The sequence below is a fragment of the Paraburkholderia sp. C35 genome, from assembly GCF_003121405.1.
Lineage (GTDB): Bacteria > Pseudomonadota > Gammaproteobacteria > Burkholderiales > Burkholderiaceae > Paraburkholderia.
Genome location: NZ_QBUY01000071.1, coordinates 21,597 through 44,973, shown reverse-complemented (window position 1 = coordinate 44,973; position 23,377 = coordinate 21,597). Strand labels below are relative to the sequence as shown.

Below are 23,377 nucleotides of genomic sequence, written 5' to 3'. Positions count from 1 at the left end.
GTGTTAGCCCGCTTTCTTTTGCCTACTTTTCTTTGCGGCGGCAAAGAAAAGTAGGTGCCGCCCCGCACAGGGGCAACCCAGGCAGACCACTAACAAAGAGCGGATGCCATCAAAAACCCAACCAACAGCCCCCGCAATTGCATGATTGCAACAATGCCGCTATAGTCTCTGGCATGGCACTTTCCCAGTTCCCCTTCCTGTCTCTTCAAGCCGGCAAGCTACTACGCTCGCTAGCGCTAGCGCGCCTGCCGCGCTGATCGTTTTCGCCCTCCGTCTGCCTCGTGCGTTGTCTAGCGTCGCCTGCGGTGGTGGCGCAAACACCCGAATTCCGTTTTCCAATTCAAATTGACCGAATCCCCCTGGAGACCCGAGATGGCAGACAAGCTCATCATTTTCGACACGACCTTGCGTGATGGCGAACAATCACCCGGTGCGTCGATGACGAAGGAAGAAAAGATCCGTATCGCGAAGCAGCTGGAACGGATGAAAGTCGATGTGATCGAAGCGGGCTTCGCCGCCAGTTCGAACGGCGACTTCGACGCGATCCACACGATCGCCGGCATGATCAAGGACAGCACGATCTGCTCGCTCGCCCGTGCGAACGACAAAGACATCCAGCGCGCCGCCGACGCCCTCAAACCCGCCGACCATTTCCGCATCCACACGTTCATCGCGACGTCGCCGCTGCACATGGAAAAGAAGCTGCGCATGACGCCCGAGCAGGTGTTCGAGCAGGCGAAGCTGGCGGTGCGTTTTGCGCGCAAGTTCACGACTGACGTCGAGTTCTCGCCGGAAGACGGCAGCCGCTCGGACATGGACTTCCTGTGCCGCGTGCTGGAAGCCGTGATCGCGGAAGGTGCGACCACCATCAATATCGCCGATACCGTCGGCTACGGCGTGCCGGAACTGTACGGCAACCTGGTCAAGACACTGCGCGAGCGCATCCCGAACTCCGACAAGGCCGTGTTCTCGGTGCACTGCCATAACGACCTCGGCATGGCTGTCGCGAACTCGCTGGCAGGCGTGCAGATCGGTGGCGCGCGTCAGGTCGAGTGCACGATCAACGGCCTCGGCGAGCGCGCGGGCAATACGTCGCTCGAAGAAATCGTGATGGCCGTGCGCACGCGCAAGGACTATTTCGGCCTCGATCTCGGCATCGATACGACGCAGATCGTGCCGGCTTCGAAGCTCGTGTCGCAGATCACCGGTTTCGTGGTGCAGCCGAACAAGGCAGTGGTTGGCGCGAACGCGTTTGCGCACGCGTCCGGCATCCACCAGGACGGCGTGCTGAAGGCGCGCGACACCTACGAAATCATGCGGGCCGAAGACGTGGGCTGGACCGCGAACAAGATCGTGCTCGGCAAACTGTCGGGCCGCAACGCGTTCAAGCAACGTCTGCAAGAACTGGGTATTTCGCTCGACAGCGAAAGCGAACTGAACCTCGCGTTCCAGCGCTTCAAGGAACTCGCGGACCGCAAGTCCGAAATCTTCGACGAAGACATCATCGCGATCGTCACGGAAGAATCGGCGGAAGCGCAGGAGAAGGAGCACTACAAGTTCGTGTCGCTGTCGCAGCACTCGGAAACGGGCGAGCGGCCGCATGCGCGCATCGTGTTCTCGGTCGAAGGCAAGGAAGTGATCGGCGAAGCGAACGGCAATGGTCCCGTCGACGCGACGCTGAACGCGATCGAAACCGAAGTGGGCAGCGGTTCGGAACTGCTGCTGTACTCGGTCAACGCGATCACGACGGGCACGCAGGCGCAGGGCGAAGTGACCGTGCGTCTGTCGAAGGCCGGGCGTATCGTGAACGGCATCGGCACCGATCCGGATATCGTCGCGGCTTCGGCGAAGGCCTATCTGTCGGCGCTGAACCGCCTCGGCGCGGGCCATGACAAGCTGAATCCGCAACGCTCGGAAATCTGACGCTTTCGGGCAGCATTCAGCCGCAATGAGAAAACCCCGCTACGGCGGGGTTTTTCTTTGCGTGCTGTCGATGAAAAAAGCCGCCCAACGAGGCGGCTTTTAAGATTCACAGCGTAACAACTCAGAAGAGACTGCGCCGATCCGGATCGTGCAATGGATCAGGCGTCTTCTGCGTCAGCCGCAGGATGCCCTGATCGTCGAAATAGAAGCTGTACATCATGTACCAGACGTTGTCTTCCAGATACCGATACGTCCAGACTTCGCGCTTCATCAGCGGGAAGTAATTCGTTTCGACGGGGCGCCCGAAGTTGACCAGAACGTCGTCGCGGGTCCATTTGCCGATTTCCGCGCGATAGAACTCGTTCGGCTGCAGCACCTGGCGAACGTTGAGGATCTTGCCGGCCGAATCGATGTCGGCAGCGGTGGTGTACTCGCCCATCGGCTGCGTCGGCCACATCAGTCGCTTGCCGCCGTTGGGCAGATCGTAGACTTCGCGCGGCGGGCCGAGGCGCGCGACGATGGTCGACTGATCCGCGCCCGCCTGATAGTTCTGCCAGGCTTGCGCGCATCCGGCGAGCACGACGGCGCAGGCGAGCGCGGCAAGCGCGCCGCGCACCGGGCGCACGGATGAAATGCGGTTGAACATGACCCCTCCAATGGTGTTCGATGACTGATCGTTGTTCTTCCCTGATATTTTGACACGCGCCGCATCAAAAGATTGTCGGGCGTTCGTCCGGCGGGACGCGCTTTCGCGTGCGGTCTGCTTGCTTGCGGGACGCGCGACGGCCTATGATCCGCGCTTCGATCGACAGATGAGACGCTGATGAAAGCAAAGTGGGTAAAAACGGCCATGGCCGCGATGACGCTGGCGGCGGCTTCCGTAGCCGGCGCGCAGGCACAGAGCGCGCCGACGGGTGCGCCAATCCGCATCGCGATGATCGAGGGCATGTCGGGCCCGTTCGCGAACGCGGGCGCGGCCGTCGAGCGGAATCTGCGCTTCGGTGTCGAAACGGTGAACGCGCGCGGCGGCGTGAAGCTTGCGGACGGCGCGCATCCTCTCGAACTGGTCGTGCTCGACAGCAAGGGCAGCGCGGAAGAGGCGCTGGTGCAACTGCGCGCAGCCGCCGACAAACACATTGGCTTCATCACGCAAGGCAATAGTTCGGCCGTGGCGGCGGCCTTGCTGACCGCCATCGACAAGCAGAACACCCGCGAGCCGGACAATCGCGAACTGTTCCTCAATTATTCTGCCGACGATCCCGCGCTCACCAACGCGAACTGCAGCTTCTGGCATTTCCGCTTCGACGCTCACGCGGGCATGCGTATGGATGCGCTCGCCGATGTGATCCAGCGCGATAAATCGGTGAAAAAGGTCTATCTGCTGAATCAGGACTACAGCTTCGGGCACGACGTGAGCACGCTGGCGCGCGCGGCACTGGCTTCGAAGCGGCCGGATGTCGCCGTGGTCGGTGACGAATTCCATCCGATCGGGCGTGTGAAGGATTTTGCGCCCTATATCGCCAAGATCCGTGCGAGCGGCGCCGATGCCGTGATCACAGGCAACTGGGGCAACGACCTGACCCTGCTGGTGAAAGCCGCGCGCGAGCAGGGCCTCGACACGAAGTTCTACACGTTCTACGGCAACAGCCTGGGCGCACCGGCCGCACTCGGCGATGCGGGCGTGAAGCGCGTGATCGCCGTGGCCGACTGGCATCCGAATGCGGGCGGCGCGGCATCGGACGCGTGGTATGCGTCGTTCCGCCAGCGCTTCCCGGCGGCGCAGGACGATTACCCGGTGCTTCGCATGCCGCTGATGATCGACATGCTGGCCGCGGCGATGACCAAAGCGGGCAGCGCGCAGCCGGACAAAGTTGCCAAAGCGCTGGAAGGCATGAAATACGACAACGGCTTCCACGCATCGTCGATGCGTGCCGACGATCACCAGTTGATCCAGCCCCTTTACGTGATGGAGATGGACAGGGCGGGCACGCCGGGCGTCCATTTCGACAACGAAGGCTCGGGCTACGGCTTCAGGACCGTGCTGGCGCTGCCGCCCGAGCGTACCGTTCTACCGACCACCTGCCAGATGAAGCGGCCCTGACGGGCGCCGGATCTGGCTGCCAGGCCGGTCCGGATGATGGTCATGAGCACGCCCCGAAACGGCAGGGTTCGCCGGATGACAGGGCTGTGCTACAATACGCGACTCGTTTTGGTGTAACCCACGGCACGGCCTTTCTTCCGTGACCGCCTGTCGATTCAAAGGAAATCAACATGTCCGTAGCTGAAATCAAGAAATCCGACGTCGTCGCGCAATTCGCACGCGCTGCTAACGACACCGGCTCCCCCGAAGTTCAGGTCGCTCTGCTGACCACGCGCATCAACGAACTGACGGTTCACTTCAAGGCCCACACGAAGGATCACCACAGCCGCCGCGGTCTGCTGCGCATGGTGAGCCGTCGTCGCAAGCTGCTCGACTACCTGAAGGGCAAGGACGCTGATCGTTACCGCGCTCTGATCGAGAAGCTGGGTCTGCGTAAGTAATCCGGCGCATCGGACTTTCTGTCAGCAAGATGCCTGTGTCAGTTCCGCTGATACAGGCATTTTGTTTTTCAACGGTGCGCTTCGTGTGAGGTTTGCCGTTGTATCACCCCGTCCAGCGTGCCGGTTGCGCTGGGGGTAAACGAATCAAAACCGGGCTTCAGGGTAGGGCGCTGTGTCATTCCAGCGGTTCGCGTGCCAGTACTGCATTCACGTGATTCTCTGGAATGGCATAACACTCCTCTACCCGAAAGGTTCCGGCCCTGACGGTGCCGCGCGTTGTTGCGCGGCATGACCAAAAGATCAAGGAGGACAAATGTCTCTGTTTAACAAGGTCGTCAAAGAGTTCAAGTGGGGCCAGCATACGGTTCGCATGGAAACGGGTGAAATCGCCCGCCAGGCGAGCGGTGCCGTGCTGGTCGACGTCGAAGACACCGTCGTGCTGGCCACTGTGGTCGGCGCGAAGACGGCGAAGCCGGGCCAGGACTTCTTCCCGCTGACCGTCGATTACCTCGAAAAGACCTACTCGGCAGGCAAGATCCCCGGTGGCTTCTTCCGCCGCGAAGGCCGTCCGTCGGAAGGCGAAACGCTGATTTCGCGCCTGATCGACCGTCCGCTGCGTCCGCTGTTCCCGGAAGGCTTCTACAACGAAGTGCAAGTCGTCATCCACGTGATGTCGATCAACCCGGAAGTCCCGGCTGACATCCCCGCGCTGATCGGTGCCTCGGCTGCGCTGGCTATCTCGGGTCTGCCGTTCAACGGCCCGGTCGGTGCTGCGCGCGTCGCGTACATCAACAACGAATACGTGCTGAACCCGACCCGCTCGCAGATCAAGGAATCGCGTCTGGATCTCGTCGTTGCCGGTACGGAACGCGCAGTGCTGATGGTGGAATCGGAAGCCGATCAACTGCCGGAAGACGTGATGCTGGGCGCTGTCGTGTTCGGTCACGAGCAGATGCAAACGGCTATCGACGCGATCCATGAACTGGTCCGCGAAGGCGGCAAACCCGAGTGGGATTGGCAAGCAGCGCCGAAGAACGAGGCGCTGATCTCGCGCGTCAACGAAATCGCGGGCAACGACCTGCTGTCGGCGTATCAGACGCGTGACAAGCAGGCTCGCTCGGCCAAGCTGAAGGAAGTCTACGCAGCGACGCAAGCCAAGCTGGAAGAAGAAGCGGCAGCAGCGGGCACGGCAGCAGCCGACAAGGCGTCGGTGGGCAACGTGCTGTTCGACATCGAAGCGAAGATCGTCCGTTCGCAGATCCTGAACGGCGAGCCGCGTATCGACGGCCGCGACACGCGCACGGTGCGCCCGATCGAAATCCGTACGGGCGTCCTGCCGCGTACGCACGGTTCGGCGCTGTTCACGCGTGGTGAAACGCAGGCGCTGGTTGTCGCCACGCTCGGCACCAAGGGCGATGAGCAGATCATCGACGCACTCGAAGGCGAGTACCGCGACCGCTTCATGCTCCACTACAACATGCCTCCGTTCGCCACGGGCGAAACGGGCCGCGTCGGTTCGCCGAAGCGCCGCGAAATTGGCCACGGCCGTCTCGCAAAGCGCGCGCTGGTTGCTTGCCTGCCGAGCGCAGAAGAATTCGGTTACTCGATCCGCGTCGTGTCGGAAATCACGGAATCGAACGGTTCGTCGTCGATGGCATCGGTGTGCGGCGGCTGCCTCGCGCTGATGGACGCCGGCGTGCCGATGAAGGCGCACGTCGCGGGCATCGCGATGGGCCTGATTCTCGAAGGCAACAAGTTTGCCGTGCTGACCGACATCCTCGGCGACGAAGATCACCTCGGCGACATGGACTTCAAGGTGGCGGGCACGGCTGACGGCGTGACGGCACTGCAGATGGACATCAAGATCCAGGGCATCACGAAGGAAATCATGCAGGTCGCGCTCGCGCAAGCGAAGGAAGGCCGCATGCACATCCTCGGCAAGATGACCTCGGCAGTGTCAGGCGTGAACACGGAAATGTCGGCGTACGCGCCGCGCATGATCACCATCAAGATCAATCCGGAAAAAATCCGCGACGTGATCGGCAAGGGCGGTTCGGTGATCCGCGCGCTGACGGAAGAAACGGGCACGACGATCGACATTTCGGACGACGGCGTCGTCACGATCGCTAGCACGAGCAGCGAAGGCATGGCTGAAGCGAAGAAGCGCATCGAGAACATCACGGCGGAAGTCGAAGTCGGCCAGGTGTATGAAGGCACGATTCTCAAGCTGCTGGACTTCGGCGCGATCGTCAACCTGCTGCCGGGCAAGGATGGTCTGCTGCACATCTCCGAAATCGCCAACGAGCGCATCAAGGACATCAACGACTACCTGAAGGAAGGCCAGCAAGTGAAGGTCAAGGTCATCCAGACGGACGAGAAGGGTCGTGTGCGTCTGTCGGCGAAGGCACTGCTGAACGAAGCACCGCAATCGGAACCGACGCCGCAGCAGTAATGCGGTGAAGGCAGAGCGGCCGGTAGCGCAACTGCGCGCCGGCCGTTTTTCATGTAGGGTGCATTGCAGTGCGAACGGGTTGTGCACGACCCGTTTGCAGCGCAATCCAGTCCTGGGGAGAGACGACGATGAACGCAATCGAAATCACCGAATTCGGTGCGCCGGAAGTCTTGAAACTCGCCGAACGGCCGATGCCGGAGCCGAAGGCGGGCGAAGTGCTGATCAAGGTGTCGGCATCGGGCGTGAACCGCCCGGACGTGTTCCAGCGCAAAGGCGGTTATGCACCGCCGCCAGGCGCGTCGGATCTGCCGGGGCTGGAAGTGGCGGGGGAAATCGTCGGCGGAAATATCGACGAGAAGCGCAATCCGTTCGGTCTGAAGATCGGCGATCGCGTCTGTGCGCTGATGGCGGGCGGCGGCTATGCGGAATACGCGGCTGTGCCGCTGCTGCAATGCCTGCCGGTGCCGAAGGGTTTCTCCGATATCGAAGCGGCTGCGCTGCCCGAGACGTTCTTCACGGTGTGGAGCAATGTTTTTGACCGTGCAATGCTCGGCAAAGGCGAGGGCGGCGAGAACGAGACTTTTCTCGTGCAAGGCGGGTCGAGCGGCATCGGCGTGACGGCGATCCAGATTGCGCATGCGCTCGGCTATCGCGTGTTCGCGACGGCCGGCACCGATGAGAAGTGCCGTGCGTGCGAAGCGCTCGGCGCCGCGCGGGCGCTCAACTACAAGACGGAAGATTTCGTCGAAGTGATCAAGTCGCTGACGAACGATCGCGGCGTCGCCGTGATCCTCGACATGGTGGCGGGCAGCTATGTGCCGCGCGAACTGAAGGCACTCGCCGATGGCGGCCGTATCGCGATCATCGCGTTGCTGGGCGGCGCGAAGGCGGAAGTGAACCTGAATGACATTCTGCGTCGCCGGCTCACGATCACGGGGTCGACGCTGCGTCCGCGGCCCGTCGAGTTCAAGGCGAAGATCGCTGCGCAACTGAAAGAGCGTGTGTGGCCGCATCTCGAAGACGGCACGATCAAGCCTGTGATCTACAAGGTATTCCCCGCCGCAGAGGCTGCACAGGCGCACGAACTGATGGAAAGCAGCACGCACGTCGGCAAGATCGTGCTGAATTGGGGCGCGGGTGCTTGACAGCGCTCATTGAATTGAGTTTGACCCAGTCTGTCAGCACACAGTAAAATCGCGTGTTTTGCGCGTTCTGCATGGTTTTTGCATGCGGAGCGGGTACCGGGCGCCGACGAAGCGGACGCGCTCATCACCCGTACCACGATAAAACGAGCGAGACGATGGCGAAACAACGAGCAAAACTGGTAGTCGGTAACTGGAAGATGCATGGCCGGCTGGGTGACAATCGCGTGCTGCTGCAGGCGGTGTCGAGCGGCGCGGAAGATCTTCCGGAAGACGTGCGTGTCGGCGTGTGCGTGCCGTGCCCGTATCTGGCGCAGGCGCAGACGCTGCTTGAAAGCGGCCGTGTCGCGTGGGGCGTGCAGGATGTCTCGGCGTACACGCAGGGCGCCTACACCGGCGAAGTCGCGGCCGAAATGGCTGCTGAGTTTGGCGCGTCGTTTGCGATCGTCGGGCACTCGGAACGTCGCGCGTATCATCGCGAGAGCGCCGAGACCGTTGGTGTCAAAACGCAGCGTGCGCTCGAGGCTGGCTTGACGCCCATCGTGTGCGTCGGTGAGACGCTCGAAGAGCGCGAGGGCGGCAAGACGGAGCACGTCGTCGGTGCGCAGCTCGATGCGGTGCTCGAGAAGTTGTCGGTGGAAGAGGCGGCTCGCCTCGTTGTTGCTTATGAACCCGTGTGGGCCATCGGTACCGGCAAGAGCGCGACGGCGCAGCAGGCGCAGGATGTTCACGCGTTCCTGCGCTCGCGTCTCGCGGCGAAGGGTGGCGATGTTGTCGACGTGCTGGTGCTGTACGGCGGCAGCGTGAAGCCGGAGAACGCGGAAGATCTGTTCAGCCAGCCGGATATCGATGGCGGCCTGATCGGCGGCGCGTCGTTGAAGGACAAGGATTTCCTGGCAATCTGCACGGCAGCTGTCGCGGCAACGGCCGCACGCTGATCGCGACGCAGAGTGCCCGGGCGAGGATGACCCATTGCGTGCAGCATGTCGTGCTGTGCGGTTAAATAAAGACTCAGGTGAGTGTGATGCTGTATTTGAAAACGTTGATCATTGTCGTGCAGTTGCTGTCGGCGCTTGGCGTCATTGGCCTTGTGCTGCTGCAGCATGGCAAGGGTGCTGACATGGGTGCTGCTTTCGGTAGCGGCGCATCGGGCAGTCTCTTCGGCGCGACAGGTTCTGCTAATTTTCTGTCACGTACCACTGCGATACTGGCAGCAGTGTTCTTCGTGACCACGTTGGCGTTGACTTACCTCGGTTCGTATCACTCGAAGCCTTCGGCAGGCGTGCTGGGTAGTGCGCCCGTGACTGCTCCTGTTGCTGCATCGGCCGCGCCTGCCACGTCGGCACCGGCTAATGCATCGGCTGCTGTCGCTGCACCTGCAGCTTCTGCGCCAGGTCAGGACGTGCCGAAATAAATTTTCGGGGAAAACACGTTTGTGCGTTGAACAAACTGTTTAGCCGGGTTACAATTCAAGTCTTGAAGCGATTCGCGGGTTTTACAAGTTGATTTCCCGGATTGCAGACAGTGCCGACGTGGTGAAATTGGTAGACACGCTATCTTGAGGGGGTAGTGGCGAAAGCTGTGCGAGTTCGAGTCTCGCCGTCGGCACCAATGTTATCGAATGCCAGCCGCTTGCTTCAGCTTCGGCTGGCATTTTCACTTCTGGGGTAGTGTTTGCTGTGGGCTTTCAACATCAAGCATCCCGAAGTGTTTCGCGTCAGGGGTTGTTCGAAGCAGTCAACGTCTCCTGACGTCACTCAGAACCAACCGATTGAGGATAGCTTTGAACCTCGCAGCCTATTTCCCCGTACTGATGTTCCTCGTCGTAGGCACCGGTTTAGGCGTAGCACTGGTCAGTATTGGCAAGATCCTCGGTCCGAATCGACCGGACACCGAAAAAAACGCACCGTACGAGTGCGGCTTCGAAGCATTCGAAGATGCGCGCATGAAGTTCGACGTGCGCTACTACCTGGTCGCCATCCTCTTTATCATTTTCGATCTTGAAACGGCATTCCTGTTTCCGTGGGGCGTTGCTCTGCGCGACATCGGCTGGCCGGGTTTCATTTCGATGATGATTTTTCTGCTCGAATTCCTGTTGGGCTTCGCCTATATCTGGAAGAAAGGTGGTCTTGACTGGGAATAACGGGTTAATCGCCAGTGTGTATAGGTGGCGATGGCTCGCTGCCTGTCTGGAGTGGAAAACAAATGAGTATCGAAGGGGTCTTGAAGGAAGGGTTTGTCACCACTACGGCCGACAAGCTGATCAACTGGACGCGTACCGGCTCGCTGTGGCCGATGACGTTCGGTCTCGCGTGTTGTGCGGTCGAGATGATGCATGCGGGCGCCGCCCGTTATGACCTCGACCGTTTCGGCGTGGTGTTCCGTCCCAGTCCGCGTCAGTCGGACGTGATGATCGTCGCCGGCACGCTGTGCAACAAGATGGCACCTGCGCTGCGCAAGGTCTACGACCAGATGGCCGAGCCGCGTTGGGTGATCTCGATGGGTTCGTGTGCGAACGGCGGCGGCTACTATCACTACTCGTATTCGGTGGTGCGTGGCTGTGACCGGATCGTGCCTGTCGATGTGTACGTGCCGGGCTGTCCGCCCACGGCTGAAGCGCTGGTCTACGGCGTGATCCAGCTGCAGGCGAAGATCCGCCGCACCAACACCATCGCCCGTCAATAAGACACAAGCCTTCCCACAATATGGCAAGCAAACTCGAGACCCTCAAAGCGAACCTCGAGGCGGCCTTTGGCGGCCGCCTGACGAGCATCACCGAATCGATCGGTGAGCTGACTATCGTCGTGAAGGCGGAAGATTACCTCGAAGTGGTCACGCGTCTGCGCGACGATTTGACGCTGCGCTTCGAGCAGCTGATCGACCTGTGCGGCGTCGACTACCAGACCTACGGTGAAGGCGCTTACGAAGGTCCGCGTTTTGCCGCCGTCCTGCATCTGCTGTCCGTGACGAACAACTGGCGCCTGCGCGTGCGCGTGTTCGCACCGGACGACGATGTGCCGCTGGTTCCCTCCGTCGTCGATATCTGGAGTTCGGCCAACTGGTACGAGCGCGAAGCGTTCGACCTGTTCGGCATCGTCTTCGAAGGTCACCCGGACCTGCGCCGTATCCTGACCGATTACGGTTTCATTGGTCATCCGTTCCGCAAGGATTTCCCTGTCTCCGGTTATGTCGAGATGCGTTACGACCCGGAAGAGAAGCGCGTCGTCTATCAGCCGGTGACGATCGAGCCGCGGGAAATCACGCCGCGCGTGATCCGCGAGGATCGCTATGGCGGCCTGAAACACTAAGAGAACGCCATGGCAGAGATCAAGAACTACACGCTCAACTTCGGCCCGCAGCACCCGGCAGCGCACGGCGTGCTGCGCCTCGTGCTCGAACTCGACGGCGAAGTGATCCAGCGCGCCGATCCGCACATCGGCCTCCTGCACCGCGCGACGGAAAAGCTCGCGGAAAGCAAAACCTTCATTCAATCCGTGCCGTACATGGACCGTCTCGACTACGTGTCGATGATGGTCAACGAGCACGGCTACGTGATGGCGATCGAAAAGCTGCTCGGCATCGATGTGCCGATCCGCGCGAAGTACATCCGCGTGCTGTTCGACGAAGTCACGCGCGTGCTGAACCACCTGATGTGGATCGGCGCACACGCGCTGGACGTTGGCGCGATGGCCGTGTTCCTGTACGCGTTCCGCGAACGTGAAGACCTGATGGACGTGTACGAAGCGGTGTCCGGCGCACGGATGCACGCAGCGTACTACCGTCCGGGCGGCGTCTATCGCGATCTGCCGGATGCGATGCCGCAATACAAGGCGTCGAAGATCCGCAACGCGAAGGCCCTGTCGAAGATGAACGAGACGCGTCAGGGTTCGCTGCTCGACTTCATCGAAGACTTCTTCAACCGTTTCCCGAAGTGCGTCGACGAGTACGAAACGCTGCTCACCGACAACCGCATCTGGAAGCAGCGTCTGGTCGGCATCGGCGTGGTGAGTCCGGAGCGCGCGCTGCAGCTCGGCATGACGGGCGCAATGCTGCGCGGCTCGGGTATCGAGTGGGATCTGCGCAAGAAGCAGCCGTACGAAGTGTATGACCAGATGGACTTCGACATCCCCGTTGGCGTGAATGGCGATTGCTATGACCGCTATCTGGTGCGTGTCGAAGAAATGCGTCAATCCACGCGCATCGCGAAACAGTGCATTGACTGGTTGCGCAAGAATCCTGGCCCTGTGATGACGGACAATCACAAGGTTGCGCCGCCGTCGCGCGTGGGCATGAAGTCGAACATGGAAGAGCTGATTCACCACTTCAAGCTCTTCACGGAAGGCTTCCACGTGCCAGAAGGCGAAGCGTACGCAGCCGTCGAGCATCCGAAGGGCGAGTTCGGCATCTATCTGGTGTCGGACGGCGCGAACAAGCCGTACCGCCTCAAGATTCGCGCGCCGGGCTATGCGCATCTGTCCGCGCTCGACGAAATGGCGCGCGGGCACATGATCGCCGACGCCGTGACGATCATCGGCACGCAGGACATCGTGTTCGGTGAAGTCGATCGCTAGCGCGGTCGTCGTAAGCGGTTTTCATCAAGGCGCGCGCTCTCGCAGCCGATAAAGCAATAGAAGCGGAGCGCACGTCAAGCAAAGGAACGCCGGGTCTGTCGCAACATGCCGCAATACGCAGTGCGCGACGGGTTTTCGTTCGGTAGGAATTGAAAGAGTCGTGTCTGAAAATGATCTCAGCTGAAGGCCAGAAAGAAATCGATCGCGCGATCGCAAAGTATCCCGCCGATCAGAAACAGTCCGCCGTGATGTCGGCGTTGGCGGTCGGTCAGGAAGAACTTGGCGGGCTGTCGCCCGAGCTCATGCAGGTCGTCGCCGACTATCTCGGTATGCCGGCTGTCGCCGTGCAGGAGGGCGCGACCTTCTACACGATGTACGAGCTCAAGCCGGTCGGCAAATACAAGATCACGCTCTGTACGAACCTGCCGTGCCAGCTCGGCCCCGATGGCGGTTCGGACAGCGCCGCCGACTATCTGAAGCAGAAGCTCGGTATCGACTTCGGCGAAACCACTGCGGACGGCAAATTCACCCTGAAAGAGGGCGAATGCATGGGTTCGTGCGGTGATGCGCCCGTGATGCTCGTGAACAACCATCGTATGTGCAGCTTCATGAGCCGCGAGAAGATCGACCAGCTCCTCGAGGAACTTTCGAAATGACGTCCCTACACGATCGTCACATCAAGCCGCTGATTCTCGCCGGTCTGAACGGCGACAACTGGCATCTTCAGGACTACGTCGAGCGCGGCGGCTACAAACAGCTGCGCCGTATTCTCGAAGAAAAGATTCCGCCCGAGCAGGAGATCGCCGACGTGAAGGCATCGGGTCTGCGTGGCCGTGGCGGTGCGGGCTTCCCGACCGGCCTCAAGTGGAGCTTCATGCCGCGTCAGTTCCCGGGGCAAAAGTACCTCGTCTGCAATTCGGACGAAGGCGAACCGGGCACATTCAAAGACCGCGACATCCTGCGCTGGAATCCGCATGCGCTGATCGAAGGCATGATCATCGGCGCGTACGCGATGAACATCACGGTCGGCTACAACTACATCCACGGTGAAATCTTCGAGGTCTATCGACGCTTCGAAGCGGCGCTGGACGAAGCACGCGCGGCGGGCTTCCTCGGCGACAACATCATGGGTTCGGGCTTCTCGTTCCAGCTGCACGCGCACCATGGTTATGGCGCGTACATCTGCGGCGAGGAAACCGCGCTGCTCGAATCGCTGGAAGGCAAGAAGGGCCAGCCGCGCTTCAAGCCGCCTTTCCCGGCGAGCTTCGGCGTGTACGGCAAGCCGACCACGATCAACAACACGGAAACGTTCGCGGCCGTGCCGTTCCTGCTGGCCGTCGGCCCACAGAATTACCTCGAAATGGGTAAGCCGAACAACGGTGGCACGAAGATCTTCTCGGTGTCGGGTGACGTCGAGCGTCCGGGCAACTATGAGATTCCGCTCGGCACGCCGTTCTCGACGCTGCTCGATCTCGCAGGCGGCATGCGCGGCGGCAAGAAGATCAAGGCGGTGATTCCGGGTGGTTCGTCGGCACCGGTTATTCCGGGCGAGATGATGATGCAGACCGACATGGACTACGACTCGATCGCCAAGCAGGGCTCGATGCTCGGCTCGGGCGCCGTGATCGTGATGGACGAGACACGCTGCATGGTGCGCTCGCTGCTGCGTCTGTCGTACTTCTATTACGAAGAGTCGTGCGGTCAGTGCACGCCGTGCCGTGAAGGGACGGGCTGGCTGTATCGCGTGGTGCATCGTATTGAGCATGGCCAGGGCCGCAAGGAAGATCTGGATCTGCTGAACTCGGTCGCCGAGAACATCATGGGCCGCACGATCTGCGCGCTCGGCGATGCAGCAGCGATGCCCGTGCGCGGCATGCTCAAGCACTACTGGGACGAATTCGAATATCACGTCGCCAACAAGCGTTGCGTCGTCGGCGGTCATGCCGGCGCGGCGGCGGCCCCGGAAACGGTCGCTGCATAAAGCGGGAATCAAACGCGGGCGCCGCCGCCAAGCGCATAGCGCAGCGGCGAGCGGGCGAACGATTGAGCGGTAACAGGTTAAGGAAGATTGACCATCATGGTTGAACTTGAAATAGACGGCAATAAAGTAGAAGTGGCCGAAGGCAGCATGATCATTCAGGCTGCGCACAAGGTCGACACCTACATTCCTCACTTCTGCTATCACAAGAAGCTGTCGATTGCGGCCAACTGCCGGATGTGTCTCGTCGATGTCGAGAAGATGCCGAAGGCTGTGCCTGCATGCGCGACGCCGGTGTCGGCGGGCATGATCGTGCGCACGAAGTCGGAAAAAGCGGTGAAGGGCCAGCAATCGGTGATGGAATTCCTGCTGATCAACCACCCGCTCGATTGTCCGATCTGCGACCAGGGCGGCGAATGTCAGTTGCAGGATCTGGCCGTCGGTTACGGCAAGTCGTCGTCGCGTTATACCGAAGAGAAGCGCGTGGGGTTCCACAAGAACGTCGGCCCGCTGATCTCGATGGAAGAAATGTCGCGCTGCATTCACTGCACGCGGTGTGTCCGCTTCGGTGAAGAAGTCGCCGGCGTGATGGAACTCGGCATGCTGGGCCGCGGCGAGCATTCGGAAATCACGTCGTTCGTCGGCAAGACGGTCGACTCGGAACTGTCGGGCAACATGATCGACCTGTGCCCGGTCGGCGCGCTGACCAGCAAGCCGTTCCGTTACAGCGCCCGTACGTGGGAACTGTCGCGCCGCAAGTCGGTGAGCCCGCACGATTCCGTCGGCGCGAACCTCGTGGTGCAAGTGAAGAACAACCGCGTGATGCGTGTTCTGCCGTTCGAAAACGAATCCATCAACGAATGCTGGATTTCGGACAAGGACCGCTTCTCGTACGAAGGCCTGAACAGCCCCGACCGTCTGACGCGCCCGATGCTCAAGCAGAACGGCCAGTGGATGGAAACGGACTGGCAGACGGCGCTCGAATATGTCGTCAAGGGTCTGAAGGGCATCTCGGCTGACCACGGCGCGAACGCGATTGCGGCACTCGGCAGCGCGCATAGCACGGTCGAAGAACTGTTCCTGCTCAAACAACTGGCACAAGCCGTCGGCACGCCGAACGTCGATTTCCGTCTGCGTCAGACGGACTTCACGGCAGCCGCGAACGGCACGCCGTGGCTCGGCACCTCGATCGCCAACCTGTCGATGCTCGACAGCGCGCTGGTGATCGGTTCGTCGCTGCGCCGCGACCATCCGCTGTTTGCTGCGCGTCTGCGCCAGGCCGCGAAGGGTGGTGCACAGATCACGCTGCTGCAGGCCACGCGCGACGACGCGCTGATCCCGCAAGCAGCGCGCATCGCGGCTGCGCCGTCGGCATGGCTGAACGAGCTGGCGGGTATCGCTGCCGCCGTGTCGGAAGCGAAGGGCGTGGCGCTGCCGGAAGCCTTCGCGGGCGCAACGGCATCGGATGCAGCGAAGCAGACGGCCAAGGCACTCGGCGCAGGCGAAACGCGCGTCGTGCTGCTCGGCAACGGCGCAGTCCAGCACCCGCAATTCGCAGCGATTCACGCAGCGGCGCAATGGATCGCTGACGCGACGGGCGCATCGCTCGGCTTCCTGACGGAAGCAGCGAATACGGTTGGCGCACATCTCGTCGGCGCATTGCCGGGCGAGGGCGGTCTGAACGCGCGTGAAGCATTCGAGCAGCCGCGCAAGGGCTACGTGCTGCTGAACCTCGAGCCTGAATTCGATACGGCCAATCCGGCTCAGGCGCTCGCTGCGCTGAAGCAGGCGGAAATGGTTGTGGTGATGTCGCCGTTCCAGACGGGCGCCGAATACGCGGACGTCATACTGCCGATCGCCCCGTACACGGAAACGGCCGGCACGTTCGTCAACGCGGAAGGCACGGTGCAGATGTTCAACGGCGTGGTGCGTCCGCTTGGCGATACGCGTCCCGCATGGAAGGTGCTGCGCGTGCTGGGCAACCTGCTCGGCGCGTCGGGCTTCGACTACGATACGGCGGAGCAGGTGCGTGTTGCTGCACTCGGCGACGGCGACCTCACGCCGCGTCTGTCGAACAAGACGTCGGCCAGCATCGCTCGCGGCAATGGCGCGCAGGCGGCGGAAGGCACGTTCGAGCGTATCGCCGACGTACCGATCTACCACGCCGACCAACTGGTGCGTCGTGCGGAGTCGCTGCATCTGACGGCCGCTGCGCGTGCTGCCAACTCGGTAGGCCTGCCCGCCGCGCTGTTCGACAAGCTGGGTTTGAAAGAAGGCGACGCCGTGCGCGTTCGTCAGGGCGATCGCTCGGTGCAGATTCCGGCCGTGCGTGATGCGAATCTTGCGGAGACGGTCGTCCGCGTGTCGGCAGCTACGTCTGCCGGTGCAGCGCTGGGCAGCCTGTTCGGTGAACTGGTGGTGGAGAAGGCGTAAATGACCTTGTTCGAATCGATCAACGCAGGCGGCAGCGAACTTCTCGGTGTGGCATGGCCCACGGTGTGGGCGCTGGTGCGCATCCTGGTGGTGGCCGTCGCGATCCTGCTGTGCGTGGCGTACCTGATCCTGTGGGAACGTAAGCTGATCGGCTGGATGCACGTCCGTCTCGGCCCGAACCGCGTCGGTCCCGCCGGTCTGCTGCAGCCTATCGCCGACGTCTTGAAACTGCTGCTGAAGGAAGTCATCCAGCCGTCGCAGGCAAGCCGTTGGGTGTATCTGATCGCGCCCGTGATGGTGGTGGTCCCCGCGTTCGCGGTCTGGGCGGTGATTCCGTTCCAGGCAGGCGCTGTGCTCGGCGACATCAACGCGGGCCTGTTGTATGCAATCTCGATCTCGTCGGTCGGTGTGTACGGCGTGATTCTGGCCGGCTGGGCGTCGAACTCGAAGTACGCGTTCCTTGGCGCGATGCGCGCCGCGGCACAGATGGTGTCGTACGAAGTGTCGATGGGCTTCGCACTCGTGGTCGTGATGATGACGGCAGGCACGATGAACCTGTCGGACATCGTCGGCTCGCAGATGCGCGGCATCTTCGCGAGCCACGGCATCACGTTCCTGTCGTGGAACTGGCTGCCGCTGCTGCCGGCGTTCGTCGTCTACTTCGTGTCGGGCATCGCCGAAACCAACCGTCACCCGTTCGACGTGGTGGAAGGTGAGTCGGAAATCGTCGCAGGTCACATGATCGATTACTCGGGTATGGCGCTCGCGCTGTTCTTCCTCGCCGAGTACATCAACATGATCGTGATCTCGGCGCTGGCATCGATCCTGTTCCTGGGCGGCTGGAGTGCTCCGTTCGAGTTCCTGTCGTTCATCCCGGGCATCTTCTGGCTGGTCCTGAAGGTCTTCTTCCTGCTGTCGGTTTTCATCTGGGTGCGTGCGACGTTCCCGCGTTACCGCTATGACCAGATCATGCGTCTGGGCTGGAAGATCTTCCTGCCGGTGACCGTGATCTGGGTGATCGTGGTCGGCCTGTGGATCATGTCGCCGTTGAATATCTGGAATTAAGGGGCGGACGAACCATGACCGCAATCCAAAACTTCTTCAAGACCTTCTTTCTGACCGAACTGCTCAAGGGTTTGGCGCTGACGGGACGCTATACGTTCCAGCGCAAGATCACCGTGCAGTTCCCGGAAGAGAAGACGCCGATTTCCCCGCGCTTCCGTGGCCTGCATGCACTGCGCCGCTACGAGAACGGTGAAGAACGCTGTATCGCGTGCAAGCTGTGCGAAGCGGTGTGCCCGGCGCTCGCCATCACGATCGAATCGGAAACGCGCGCGGACAACACGCGCCGTACGACGCGCTACGACATCGATCTGACCAAGTGCATCTTCTGCGGTTTCTGCGAAGAGAGCTGCCCGGTCGATTCGATCGTCGAAACGCACATCCTCGAGTATCACGGCGAGAAGCGCGGCGACCTGTACTTCACGAAGGACATGCTGCTGGCAGTCGGCGACCGCTACGAAGCGGAGATCGCCGCCAACAAGGCAGCGGACGCACCCTATCGTTGACAGGTTGACCCTGTAGTTCGAAGTCGCACGTATCTGCCAGGCATAAGAAACGTGCGACGCTGCCAGACCGCTCTGGCGCTGCGTCGAGCAAAGCAACACAATGCTGCAGGCGACGCGCGCCAAAGCACCAAGCCTGACGATGGCCTAACGATGAATCGGTAATCATGGACTTCACGACCGTACTGTTCTACATCTTCGCGCTACTCCTGACGGTGTCAGGGCTGAAGGTGATCACTTCGCGCAACCCGGTGTCGGCCGCGTTGTTCCTCGTGCTCGCGTTCTTCAACGCGGCCGCGATCTGGATGCTGCTGCAGGCAGAGTTCCTCGCGATCCTGCTGGTGCTGGTGTACGTCGGCGCGGTGATGGTGCTGTTCCTGTTCGTCGTGATGATGCTGGACATCAATCTCGACGTGCTGCACCGTGACTTCAAGCGCTTCGTGCCGATGGCCACGGTCGTCGGCGCGATCATCGTGATCGAGACGGCACTGATCCTGTGGCACGGCTACGGCGCGACGGTTCAACCCGTGCGCGACACGACGGCCGCCGTTGCAGGCGCAGCCGACTGGTCGAACACGCGCCTGATCGGCAAGATCATTTACACCGACTACATCTTCGCATTCGAAGTGGCGGGCCTCGTGCTGCTCGTCGCGATCATCGCGGCGATTGCGCTGACCGTGCGTCAAGGCAAGGACAGCAAGCGCCAGCGCGTGTCGGATCAGGTCAAGGTGCGTGCACAAGACCGCGTGCGCGTGGTCAAGATGGCCGCAGAGAAGGAACGTCCGGCTGAACCTGAAACCGTTGCTGGCGACACGGGCGCCGGCAAGAACAGCTGACGTGAGGAGGAAAAAATCATGTTGACTCTTGCCCATTACCTCGTGCTTGGCGCGATCCTTTTCGCGATCAGCATCGTTGGCATTTTCCTGAACCGTCGCAACGTCATCATTATCCTGATGGCAATTGAACTGATGCTGCTGGCGGTCAACACGAACTTCGTCGCGTTCTCGCATTATCTCGGCGATGTGCATGGCCAGATCTTCGTCTTCTTCGTGCTGACTGTTGCGGCAGCAGAAGCGGCGATCGGTCTTGCAATTCTGGTGACCCTGTTCCGTAGCCTCGACACGATCAATGTCGAGGATCTCGATCAGCTCAAAGGTTAATTTCAGGCACAGGCGTATATGTCAACCACACTCAATGAAAACCTGCTGCTGGCGGTAGCACTCGCACCGCTGGCCGGCTCGCTGATTGCGGGGCTGTTCGGCAACACGGTAGGGCGCAAGGGCGCCCATACGGTCACGATCCTCGGCGTCGCGATTTCCTTCGTGCTTTCGTGCATCGTCTTCCTCGACGTGCTCAACGGCGCGAGCTTCAACGCGACCGTGTACGAATGGATGACGGTCGGCAAGGTGAAGTTCGAAGTGGGCTTCCTCGTCGATACGCTCACGGCGATGATGATGTGCGTGGTGACCTTCGTGTCGCTGATGGTGCACGTCTACACGATCGGCTATATGGCCGACGAAGAAACGGGTTACCAGCGTTTCTTCTCGTACATCTCGCTGTTCACGTTCTCGATGCTGATGCTCGTGATGAGCAACAACTTCCTGCAGCTGTTCTTCGGCTGGGAAGCGGTGGGCCTCGTCTCGTACCTGCTGATCGGCTTCTACTTCAAGCGTGAAAGCGCGATCTACGCGAACATGAAGGCGTTCATCGTCAATCGCGTGGGCGACTTCGGCTTCATCCTCGGCATCGGCCTGATCCTCGCGTACGGCGGCTCGATGAACTACGGCGACGTGTTCGCGAAGCGCCACGAACTGGCCGCGCTGAGCTTCCCGGGCACCGACTGGGGTCTGCTGACGGTCGCATGTATTTGCCTCTTCATCGGCGCGATGGGTAAGTCGGCGCAGTTCCCGCTGCACGTGTGGCTGCCTGATTCGATGGAAGGCCCGACGCCGATTTCCGCACTGATCCACGCGGCAACCATGGTGACGGCCGGTATCTTCATGGTGACGCGTATGTCGCCGCTGTTCGAACTGTCGGACTCGGCGCTGTCGTTCATCACGGTGATCGGCGCGATCACGGCGCTGTTCATGGGTTTCCTCGGCATCGTGCAGAACGACATCAAGCGTGTTGTCGCTTACTCGACGCTGTCGCAGCTTGGCTACATGACGGTCGCGCTCGGCGTGTCGGCATACCCGGTAGCCGTGTTCCACCTGATGACGCACGCGTTCTTCAAGGCGCTGCTGTTCCTCGGCGCGGGTTCGGTGATCATCGGCATGCACCACGATCAGGACATGCGCAACATGGGCGGCCTGCGCAAGTACATGCCCATCACGTGGATCACGTCGCTGGTGGGTTCGCTGGCGCTGATCGGCACGCCGTTCTTCTCGGGCTTCTACTCGAAAGACTCGATCATCGACGCGGTGAAGCTGTCGCATCTGCCGGGTTCGGGCTTCGCGTACTTCGCGGTGGTGGCGAGCGTGTTCGTCCCGGCGCTGTACTCGTTCCGCATGTACTTCATGGTGTTCCACGGCGAAGAGCGCTTCCGCGGTCCGAAGCATCCGGAATCGCCGATGGGCATCGAAGCGGCTGCGCACGCACATGACGACCACGGCCATGGCCACGGTCATGATGATCACGGCCACGCTCACGAGCCGCATGAGACGCCGTGGGTGGTGTGGGTGCCGCTGGTGCTGCTCGCCATTCCGTCGATCGTGATCGGCGCGATCGCGATCGGCCCGATGCTGTACGGTGATTTCTTCCAGCACGGCGTGGCGTTCGACAAGGTGATCTTCATCGGCGAATACCATCCGGCGCTGCACGAGATGGCCGAAGACTTCCAGGGCTGGGCCGCGATGGGTCTGCACGCTAACTCGGGTCTGCCTGTGTGGCTGGCGCTGGCTGGCGTCGTGGTGTCGTGGTTCCTGTACCTGAAGCGTCCGGATCTCCCGGCCGTCATCAAGCGTGGTTTCGGCCCGATCTACACGCTGCTGGATAACAAGTACTACATGGACAAGATCAACGAAATCGTCTTCGCGCGCGGCGCCGTGGCCATCGGCCGTGGCCTGTGGAAGGAAGGCGACGTCGTGGTCATCGACGGTATCGTCAATGGAAGCGCACGCTTCGTTGGCTGGTTTGCGAGCGTGATCCGTTTCCTGCAATCGGGTTACATCTACCACTACGCATTCGCCATGATCATCGGCATGCTGGGGCTCCTGACCTTGTTTGTAACGCTCGGCGGCAAATAAAAAAACAGGCTGGAGAGACATCTCATGCACACGACGTTTCCGATTCTGAGTATCGCGATCTGGCTGCCGATCGTTTTCGGCCTGGTGGTTCTGGCCATCGGTTCAGATCGCAATCCTGGTCCGGCGCGGTGGGTCGCGCTGATCGGGTCGGTGTTGAGTTTCATCGTGACGATTCCGCTGATGACGGATTTCGACACGAGTACGGCAGCATTGCAGTTCGAAGAAAAGGCTAACTGGATCGAGCGCTTCAACATCACGTACCACCTCGGTATCGACGGTATTTCGATGTGGTTCGTCGTGTTGACGGCGCTTATTACGGTGATCGTCGTGATCGCCGCATGGGAAGTAATCACGAAGAACGTTGCGCAGTATCTGGCGGCGTTCCTCATCCTGTCGGGCATTATGGTCGGCGTGTTCTCGTCGGCCGACGGCATGTTGTTCTATGTGTTTTTTGAAGCAACGCTGATTCCGATGTACATCATCATCGGCGTATGGGGCGGGCCGAACCGCGTGTATGCGGCGTTCAAGTTCTTCCTCTACACGCTGATGGGCTCGCTGCTGATGCTGATCGGCCTGCTGTATCTGTACACGCAGACGGGCACGTTCGATCTCGCTGCATGGCACGCCGCCAAGCTGTCGATGACGCCGCAGGTGTTGCTGTTCATCGCGTTCTTTCTCGCGTTCGCCGTCAAGGTGCCGATGTGGCCGGTCCACACGTGGCTGCCGGACGCGCACGTGGAAGCGCCGACGGGCGGCTCGGTGGTGCTGGCTGCGATCATGCTGAAGCTCGGTGCATATGGCTTTCTGCGTTTCTCGCTGCCTATCGCGCCGGATGCGAGCCATTTCCTCGCGCCCGTCGTGATCACGCTGTCGCTGATCGCGGTGGTCTACATCGGTCTCGTCGCGATGGTGCAGGCGGACATGAAGAAGCTGGTCGCGTATTCGTCGATCGCGCACATGGGTTTCGTGACGCTCGGCTTCTTCATCTTCAACCAGCTGGGCACCGAAGGCGCGATCGTGCAGATGATCTCGCACGGTTTCGTGTCGGGCGCGATGTTCCTTTGCATCGGTGTGCTGTATGACCGTATGCACTCGCGTCAGATCGCCGATTACGGCGGCGTCGTCAACACGATGCCGAAGTTCGCGGCGCTCGTGATGCTGTTCTCGATGGCGAACTGCGGCCTGCCGGGCACGTCCGGTTTCGTCGGCGAGTTCATGGTGATTCTGGCCGCTGTCCAGTACAACTTCTGGATTGCGTTCGGTGCGGCCGTCACGCTGATTCTCGGCGCGGCCTATACGTTGTGGATGTACAAGCGCGTGTACTTCGGCGCGGTCGTGAACGACCATGTGAAGAGCCTCGTCGACATCAACCGTCGCGAGTTCTTCATGCTGGCCGTGCTCGCGCTGTTGACGCTGTACATGGGGCTGTATCCGAAGCCCTTTACCGAAGTAATGCACGTGTCGGTGGAAAACCTCCTGTCCCACGTTGCGCAGTCGAAGCTGCCGCTGTCGCAGTAATGCGAAGCG

Annotated in this window: 21 protein-coding genes and 1 tRNA gene; 21 read left to right on the top strand and 1 reads right to left on the bottom strand. The window is 61.0% G+C overall.

Annotated features, from left to right (window positions below; genetic code table 11):
• Positions 1–372 precede the first annotated feature (372 nt).
• Entirely contained in the window at positions 373–1,923 is a 1,551-nt protein-coding gene (locus DK391_RS30505; RefSeq protein WP_109481724.1) for a 2-isopropylmalate synthase, read from the top strand.
• A 121-nt stretch (positions 1,924–2,044) separates the two neighbouring features.
• Here DK391_RS30505 and DK391_RS30500 read toward each other — a convergent pair whose 3' ends face one another.
• Complete coding sequence (locus tag DK391_RS30500) at positions 2,045–2,569, bottom strand: hypothetical protein (RefSeq protein WP_109481723.1); 525 nt, start codon at positions 2,567–2,569, stop codon at positions 2,045–2,047.
• A 177-nt stretch (positions 2,570–2,746) separates the two neighbouring features.
• Between DK391_RS30500 and DK391_RS30495 the strand changes: the two genes are divergently transcribed.
• From DK391_RS30495 to DK391_RS30400, 20 genes are all read left to right on the top strand, one after another.
• Positions 2,747–4,024, top strand: a complete 1,278-nt coding sequence (locus DK391_RS30495) for a branched-chain amino acid ABC transporter substrate-binding protein (RefSeq protein WP_109481722.1) — start codon at positions 2,747–2,749, stop codon at positions 4,022–4,024.
• Positions 4,025–4,194: 170 nt separating this feature from the next.
• On the top strand, positions 4,195–4,464 hold the full coding sequence (gene rpsO / locus DK391_RS30490; RefSeq protein WP_109481721.1) for a 30S ribosomal protein S15: 270 nt from the start codon (positions 4,195–4,197) through the stop codon (positions 4,462–4,464).
• A gap of 313 nt (positions 4,465–4,777) precedes the next feature.
• Positions 4,778–6,916 carry a polyribonucleotide nucleotidyltransferase gene (pnp, locus tag DK391_RS30485; RefSeq protein ID WP_109481720.1) on the top strand — a complete coding sequence of 713 codons (2,139 nt, stop codon included), beginning with the start codon at positions 4,778–4,780 and terminating at the stop codon, positions 6,914–6,916.
• 128 nt (positions 6,917–7,044) lie between these two features.
• A complete protein-coding gene (locus DK391_RS30480; protein WP_109481719.1) occupies positions 7,045–8,061 on the top strand; it encodes an NAD(P)H-quinone oxidoreductase in 1,017 nt (338 codons plus the stop codon).
• Positions 8,062–8,216: 155 nt separating this feature from the next.
• On the top strand, positions 8,217–8,996 hold the full coding sequence (gene tpiA, locus DK391_RS30475) for a triose-phosphate isomerase (protein WP_109481718.1): 780 nt from the start codon (positions 8,217–8,219) through the stop codon (positions 8,994–8,996).
• Positions 8,997–9,082: 86 nt separating this feature from the next.
• Positions 9,083–9,472, top strand: coding sequence for a preprotein translocase subunit SecG (gene secG, locus DK391_RS30470; RefSeq protein WP_109481717.1), 390 nt, complete (start codon positions 9,083–9,085; stop codon positions 9,470–9,472).
• Positions 9,473–9,584: 112 nt separating this feature from the next.
• Positions 9,585–9,669 (top strand) — tRNA-Leu (locus DK391_RS30465).
• Positions 9,670–9,841: 172 nt separating this feature from the next.
• Positions 9,842–10,201: an NADH-quinone oxidoreductase subunit A gene (locus DK391_RS30460; RefSeq protein ID WP_109481716.1), complete on the top strand. Its 360-nt coding sequence runs from the start codon at positions 9,842–9,844 to the stop codon at positions 10,199–10,201.
• A gap of 62 nt (positions 10,202–10,263) precedes the next feature.
• Positions 10,264–10,743: an NADH-quinone oxidoreductase subunit B gene (locus DK391_RS30455; RefSeq protein ID WP_006052903.1), complete on the top strand. Its 480-nt coding sequence runs from the start codon at positions 10,264–10,266 to the stop codon at positions 10,741–10,743.
• Between the two features lie 20 nt (positions 10,744–10,763).
• On the top strand, positions 10,764–11,366 hold the full coding sequence (locus tag DK391_RS30450) for an NADH-quinone oxidoreductase subunit C (protein ID WP_109481715.1): 603 nt from the start codon (positions 10,764–10,766) through the stop codon (positions 11,364–11,366).
• Between the two features lie 9 nt (positions 11,367–11,375).
• Positions 11,376–12,629 (top strand): NADH-quinone oxidoreductase subunit D, encoded by a 1,254-nt coding sequence (locus DK391_RS30445; protein ID WP_109481714.1) that lies wholly within the window; start codon positions 11,376–11,378, stop codon positions 12,627–12,629.
• A gap of 170 nt (positions 12,630–12,799) precedes the next feature.
• On the top strand, positions 12,800–13,285 hold the full coding sequence (gene nuoE, locus DK391_RS30440) for an NADH-quinone oxidoreductase subunit NuoE (protein WP_109481713.1): 486 nt from the start codon (positions 12,800–12,802) through the stop codon (positions 13,283–13,285).
• Positions 13,282–14,610 carry an NADH-quinone oxidoreductase subunit NuoF gene (gene nuoF, locus DK391_RS30435; RefSeq protein ID WP_109481712.1) on the top strand — a complete coding sequence of 443 codons (1,329 nt, stop codon included), beginning with the start codon at positions 13,282–13,284 and terminating at the stop codon, positions 14,608–14,610. The genes nuoE and nuoF overlap by 4 nt, the downstream gene beginning before the upstream one ends.
• A 96-nt stretch (positions 14,611–14,706) precedes the next feature.
• Positions 14,707–17,040, top strand: a complete 2,334-nt coding sequence (nuoG, locus tag DK391_RS30430; RefSeq protein WP_109481711.1) for an NADH-quinone oxidoreductase subunit NuoG — start codon at positions 14,707–14,709, stop codon at positions 17,038–17,040.
• Positions 17,041–18,105: an NADH-quinone oxidoreductase subunit NuoH gene (gene nuoH / locus DK391_RS30425; RefSeq protein WP_109481710.1), complete on the top strand. Its 1,065-nt coding sequence runs from the start codon at positions 17,041–17,043 to the stop codon at positions 18,103–18,105.
• Between the two features lie 14 nt (positions 18,106–18,119).
• Positions 18,120–18,608: an NADH-quinone oxidoreductase subunit NuoI gene (nuoI, locus tag DK391_RS30420; protein ID WP_012401389.1), complete on the top strand. Its 489-nt coding sequence runs from the start codon at positions 18,120–18,122 to the stop codon at positions 18,606–18,608.
• A 164-nt stretch (positions 18,609–18,772) separates the two neighbouring features.
• Complete coding sequence (locus DK391_RS30415; RefSeq protein WP_109481709.1) at positions 18,773–19,441, top strand: NADH-quinone oxidoreductase subunit J; 669 nt, start codon at positions 18,773–18,775, stop codon at positions 19,439–19,441.
• 18 nt (positions 19,442–19,459) lie between these two features.
• Complete coding sequence (gene nuoK, locus DK391_RS30410; protein ID WP_006052894.1) at positions 19,460–19,765, top strand: NADH-quinone oxidoreductase subunit NuoK; 306 nt, start codon at positions 19,460–19,462, stop codon at positions 19,763–19,765.
• Between the two features lie 18 nt (positions 19,766–19,783).
• Complete coding sequence (gene nuoL / locus DK391_RS30405) at positions 19,784–21,850, top strand: NADH-quinone oxidoreductase subunit L (protein ID WP_109481708.1); 2,067 nt, start codon at positions 19,784–19,786, stop codon at positions 21,848–21,850.
• 24 nt (positions 21,851–21,874) lie between these two features.
• Entirely contained in the window at positions 21,875–23,368 is a 1,494-nt protein-coding gene (locus tag DK391_RS30400) for an NADH-quinone oxidoreductase subunit M (protein ID WP_109481707.1), read from the top strand.
• Positions 23,369–23,377: the final 9 nt, after the last annotated feature.

Coding starts and splice junctions, on each gene's coding strand:
- DK391_RS30505 (WP_109481724.1), top strand. CDS start 373: ATGGCAGACAAGCTCATCATTTTCGACACGACCTTGCGTGATGGCGAA.
- DK391_RS30500 (WP_109481723.1), bottom strand. CDS start 2,569: ATGTTCAACCGCATTTCATCCGTGCGCCCGGTGCGCGGCGCGCTTGCC.
- DK391_RS30495 (WP_109481722.1), top strand. CDS start 2,747: ATGAAAGCAAAGTGGGTAAAAACGGCCATGGCCGCGATGACGCTGGCG.
- rpsO (WP_109481721.1), top strand. CDS start 4,195: ATGTCCGTAGCTGAAATCAAGAAATCCGACGTCGTCGCGCAATTCGCA.
- pnp (WP_109481720.1), top strand. CDS start 4,778: ATGTCTCTGTTTAACAAGGTCGTCAAAGAGTTCAAGTGGGGCCAGCAT.
- DK391_RS30480 (WP_109481719.1), top strand. CDS start 7,045: ATGAACGCAATCGAAATCACCGAATTCGGTGCGCCGGAAGTCTTGAAA.
- tpiA (WP_109481718.1), top strand. CDS start 8,217: ATGGCGAAACAACGAGCAAAACTGGTAGTCGGTAACTGGAAGATGCAT.
- secG (WP_109481717.1), top strand. CDS start 9,083: ATGCTGTATTTGAAAACGTTGATCATTGTCGTGCAGTTGCTGTCGGCG.
- DK391_RS30455 (WP_006052903.1), top strand. CDS start 10,264: ATGAGTATCGAAGGGGTCTTGAAGGAAGGGTTTGTCACCACTACGGCC.
- DK391_RS30450 (WP_109481715.1), top strand. CDS start 10,764: ATGGCAAGCAAACTCGAGACCCTCAAAGCGAACCTCGAGGCGGCCTTT.
- DK391_RS30445 (WP_109481714.1), top strand. CDS start 11,376: ATGGCAGAGATCAAGAACTACACGCTCAACTTCGGCCCGCAGCACCCG.
- nuoE (WP_109481713.1), top strand. CDS start 12,800: ATGATCTCAGCTGAAGGCCAGAAAGAAATCGATCGCGCGATCGCAAAG.
- nuoF (WP_109481712.1), top strand. CDS start 13,282: ATGACGTCCCTACACGATCGTCACATCAAGCCGCTGATTCTCGCCGGT.
- nuoG (WP_109481711.1), top strand. CDS start 14,707: ATGGTTGAACTTGAAATAGACGGCAATAAAGTAGAAGTGGCCGAAGGC.
- nuoH (WP_109481710.1), top strand. CDS start 17,041: ATGACCTTGTTCGAATCGATCAACGCAGGCGGCAGCGAACTTCTCGGT.
- nuoI (WP_012401389.1), top strand. CDS start 18,120: ATGACCGCAATCCAAAACTTCTTCAAGACCTTCTTTCTGACCGAACTG.
- DK391_RS30415 (WP_109481709.1), top strand. CDS start 18,773: ATGGACTTCACGACCGTACTGTTCTACATCTTCGCGCTACTCCTGACG.
- nuoK (WP_006052894.1), top strand. CDS start 19,460: ATGTTGACTCTTGCCCATTACCTCGTGCTTGGCGCGATCCTTTTCGCG.
- nuoL (WP_109481708.1), top strand. CDS start 19,784: ATGTCAACCACACTCAATGAAAACCTGCTGCTGGCGGTAGCACTCGCA.
- DK391_RS30400 (WP_109481707.1), top strand. CDS start 21,875: ATGCACACGACGTTTCCGATTCTGAGTATCGCGATCTGGCTGCCGATC.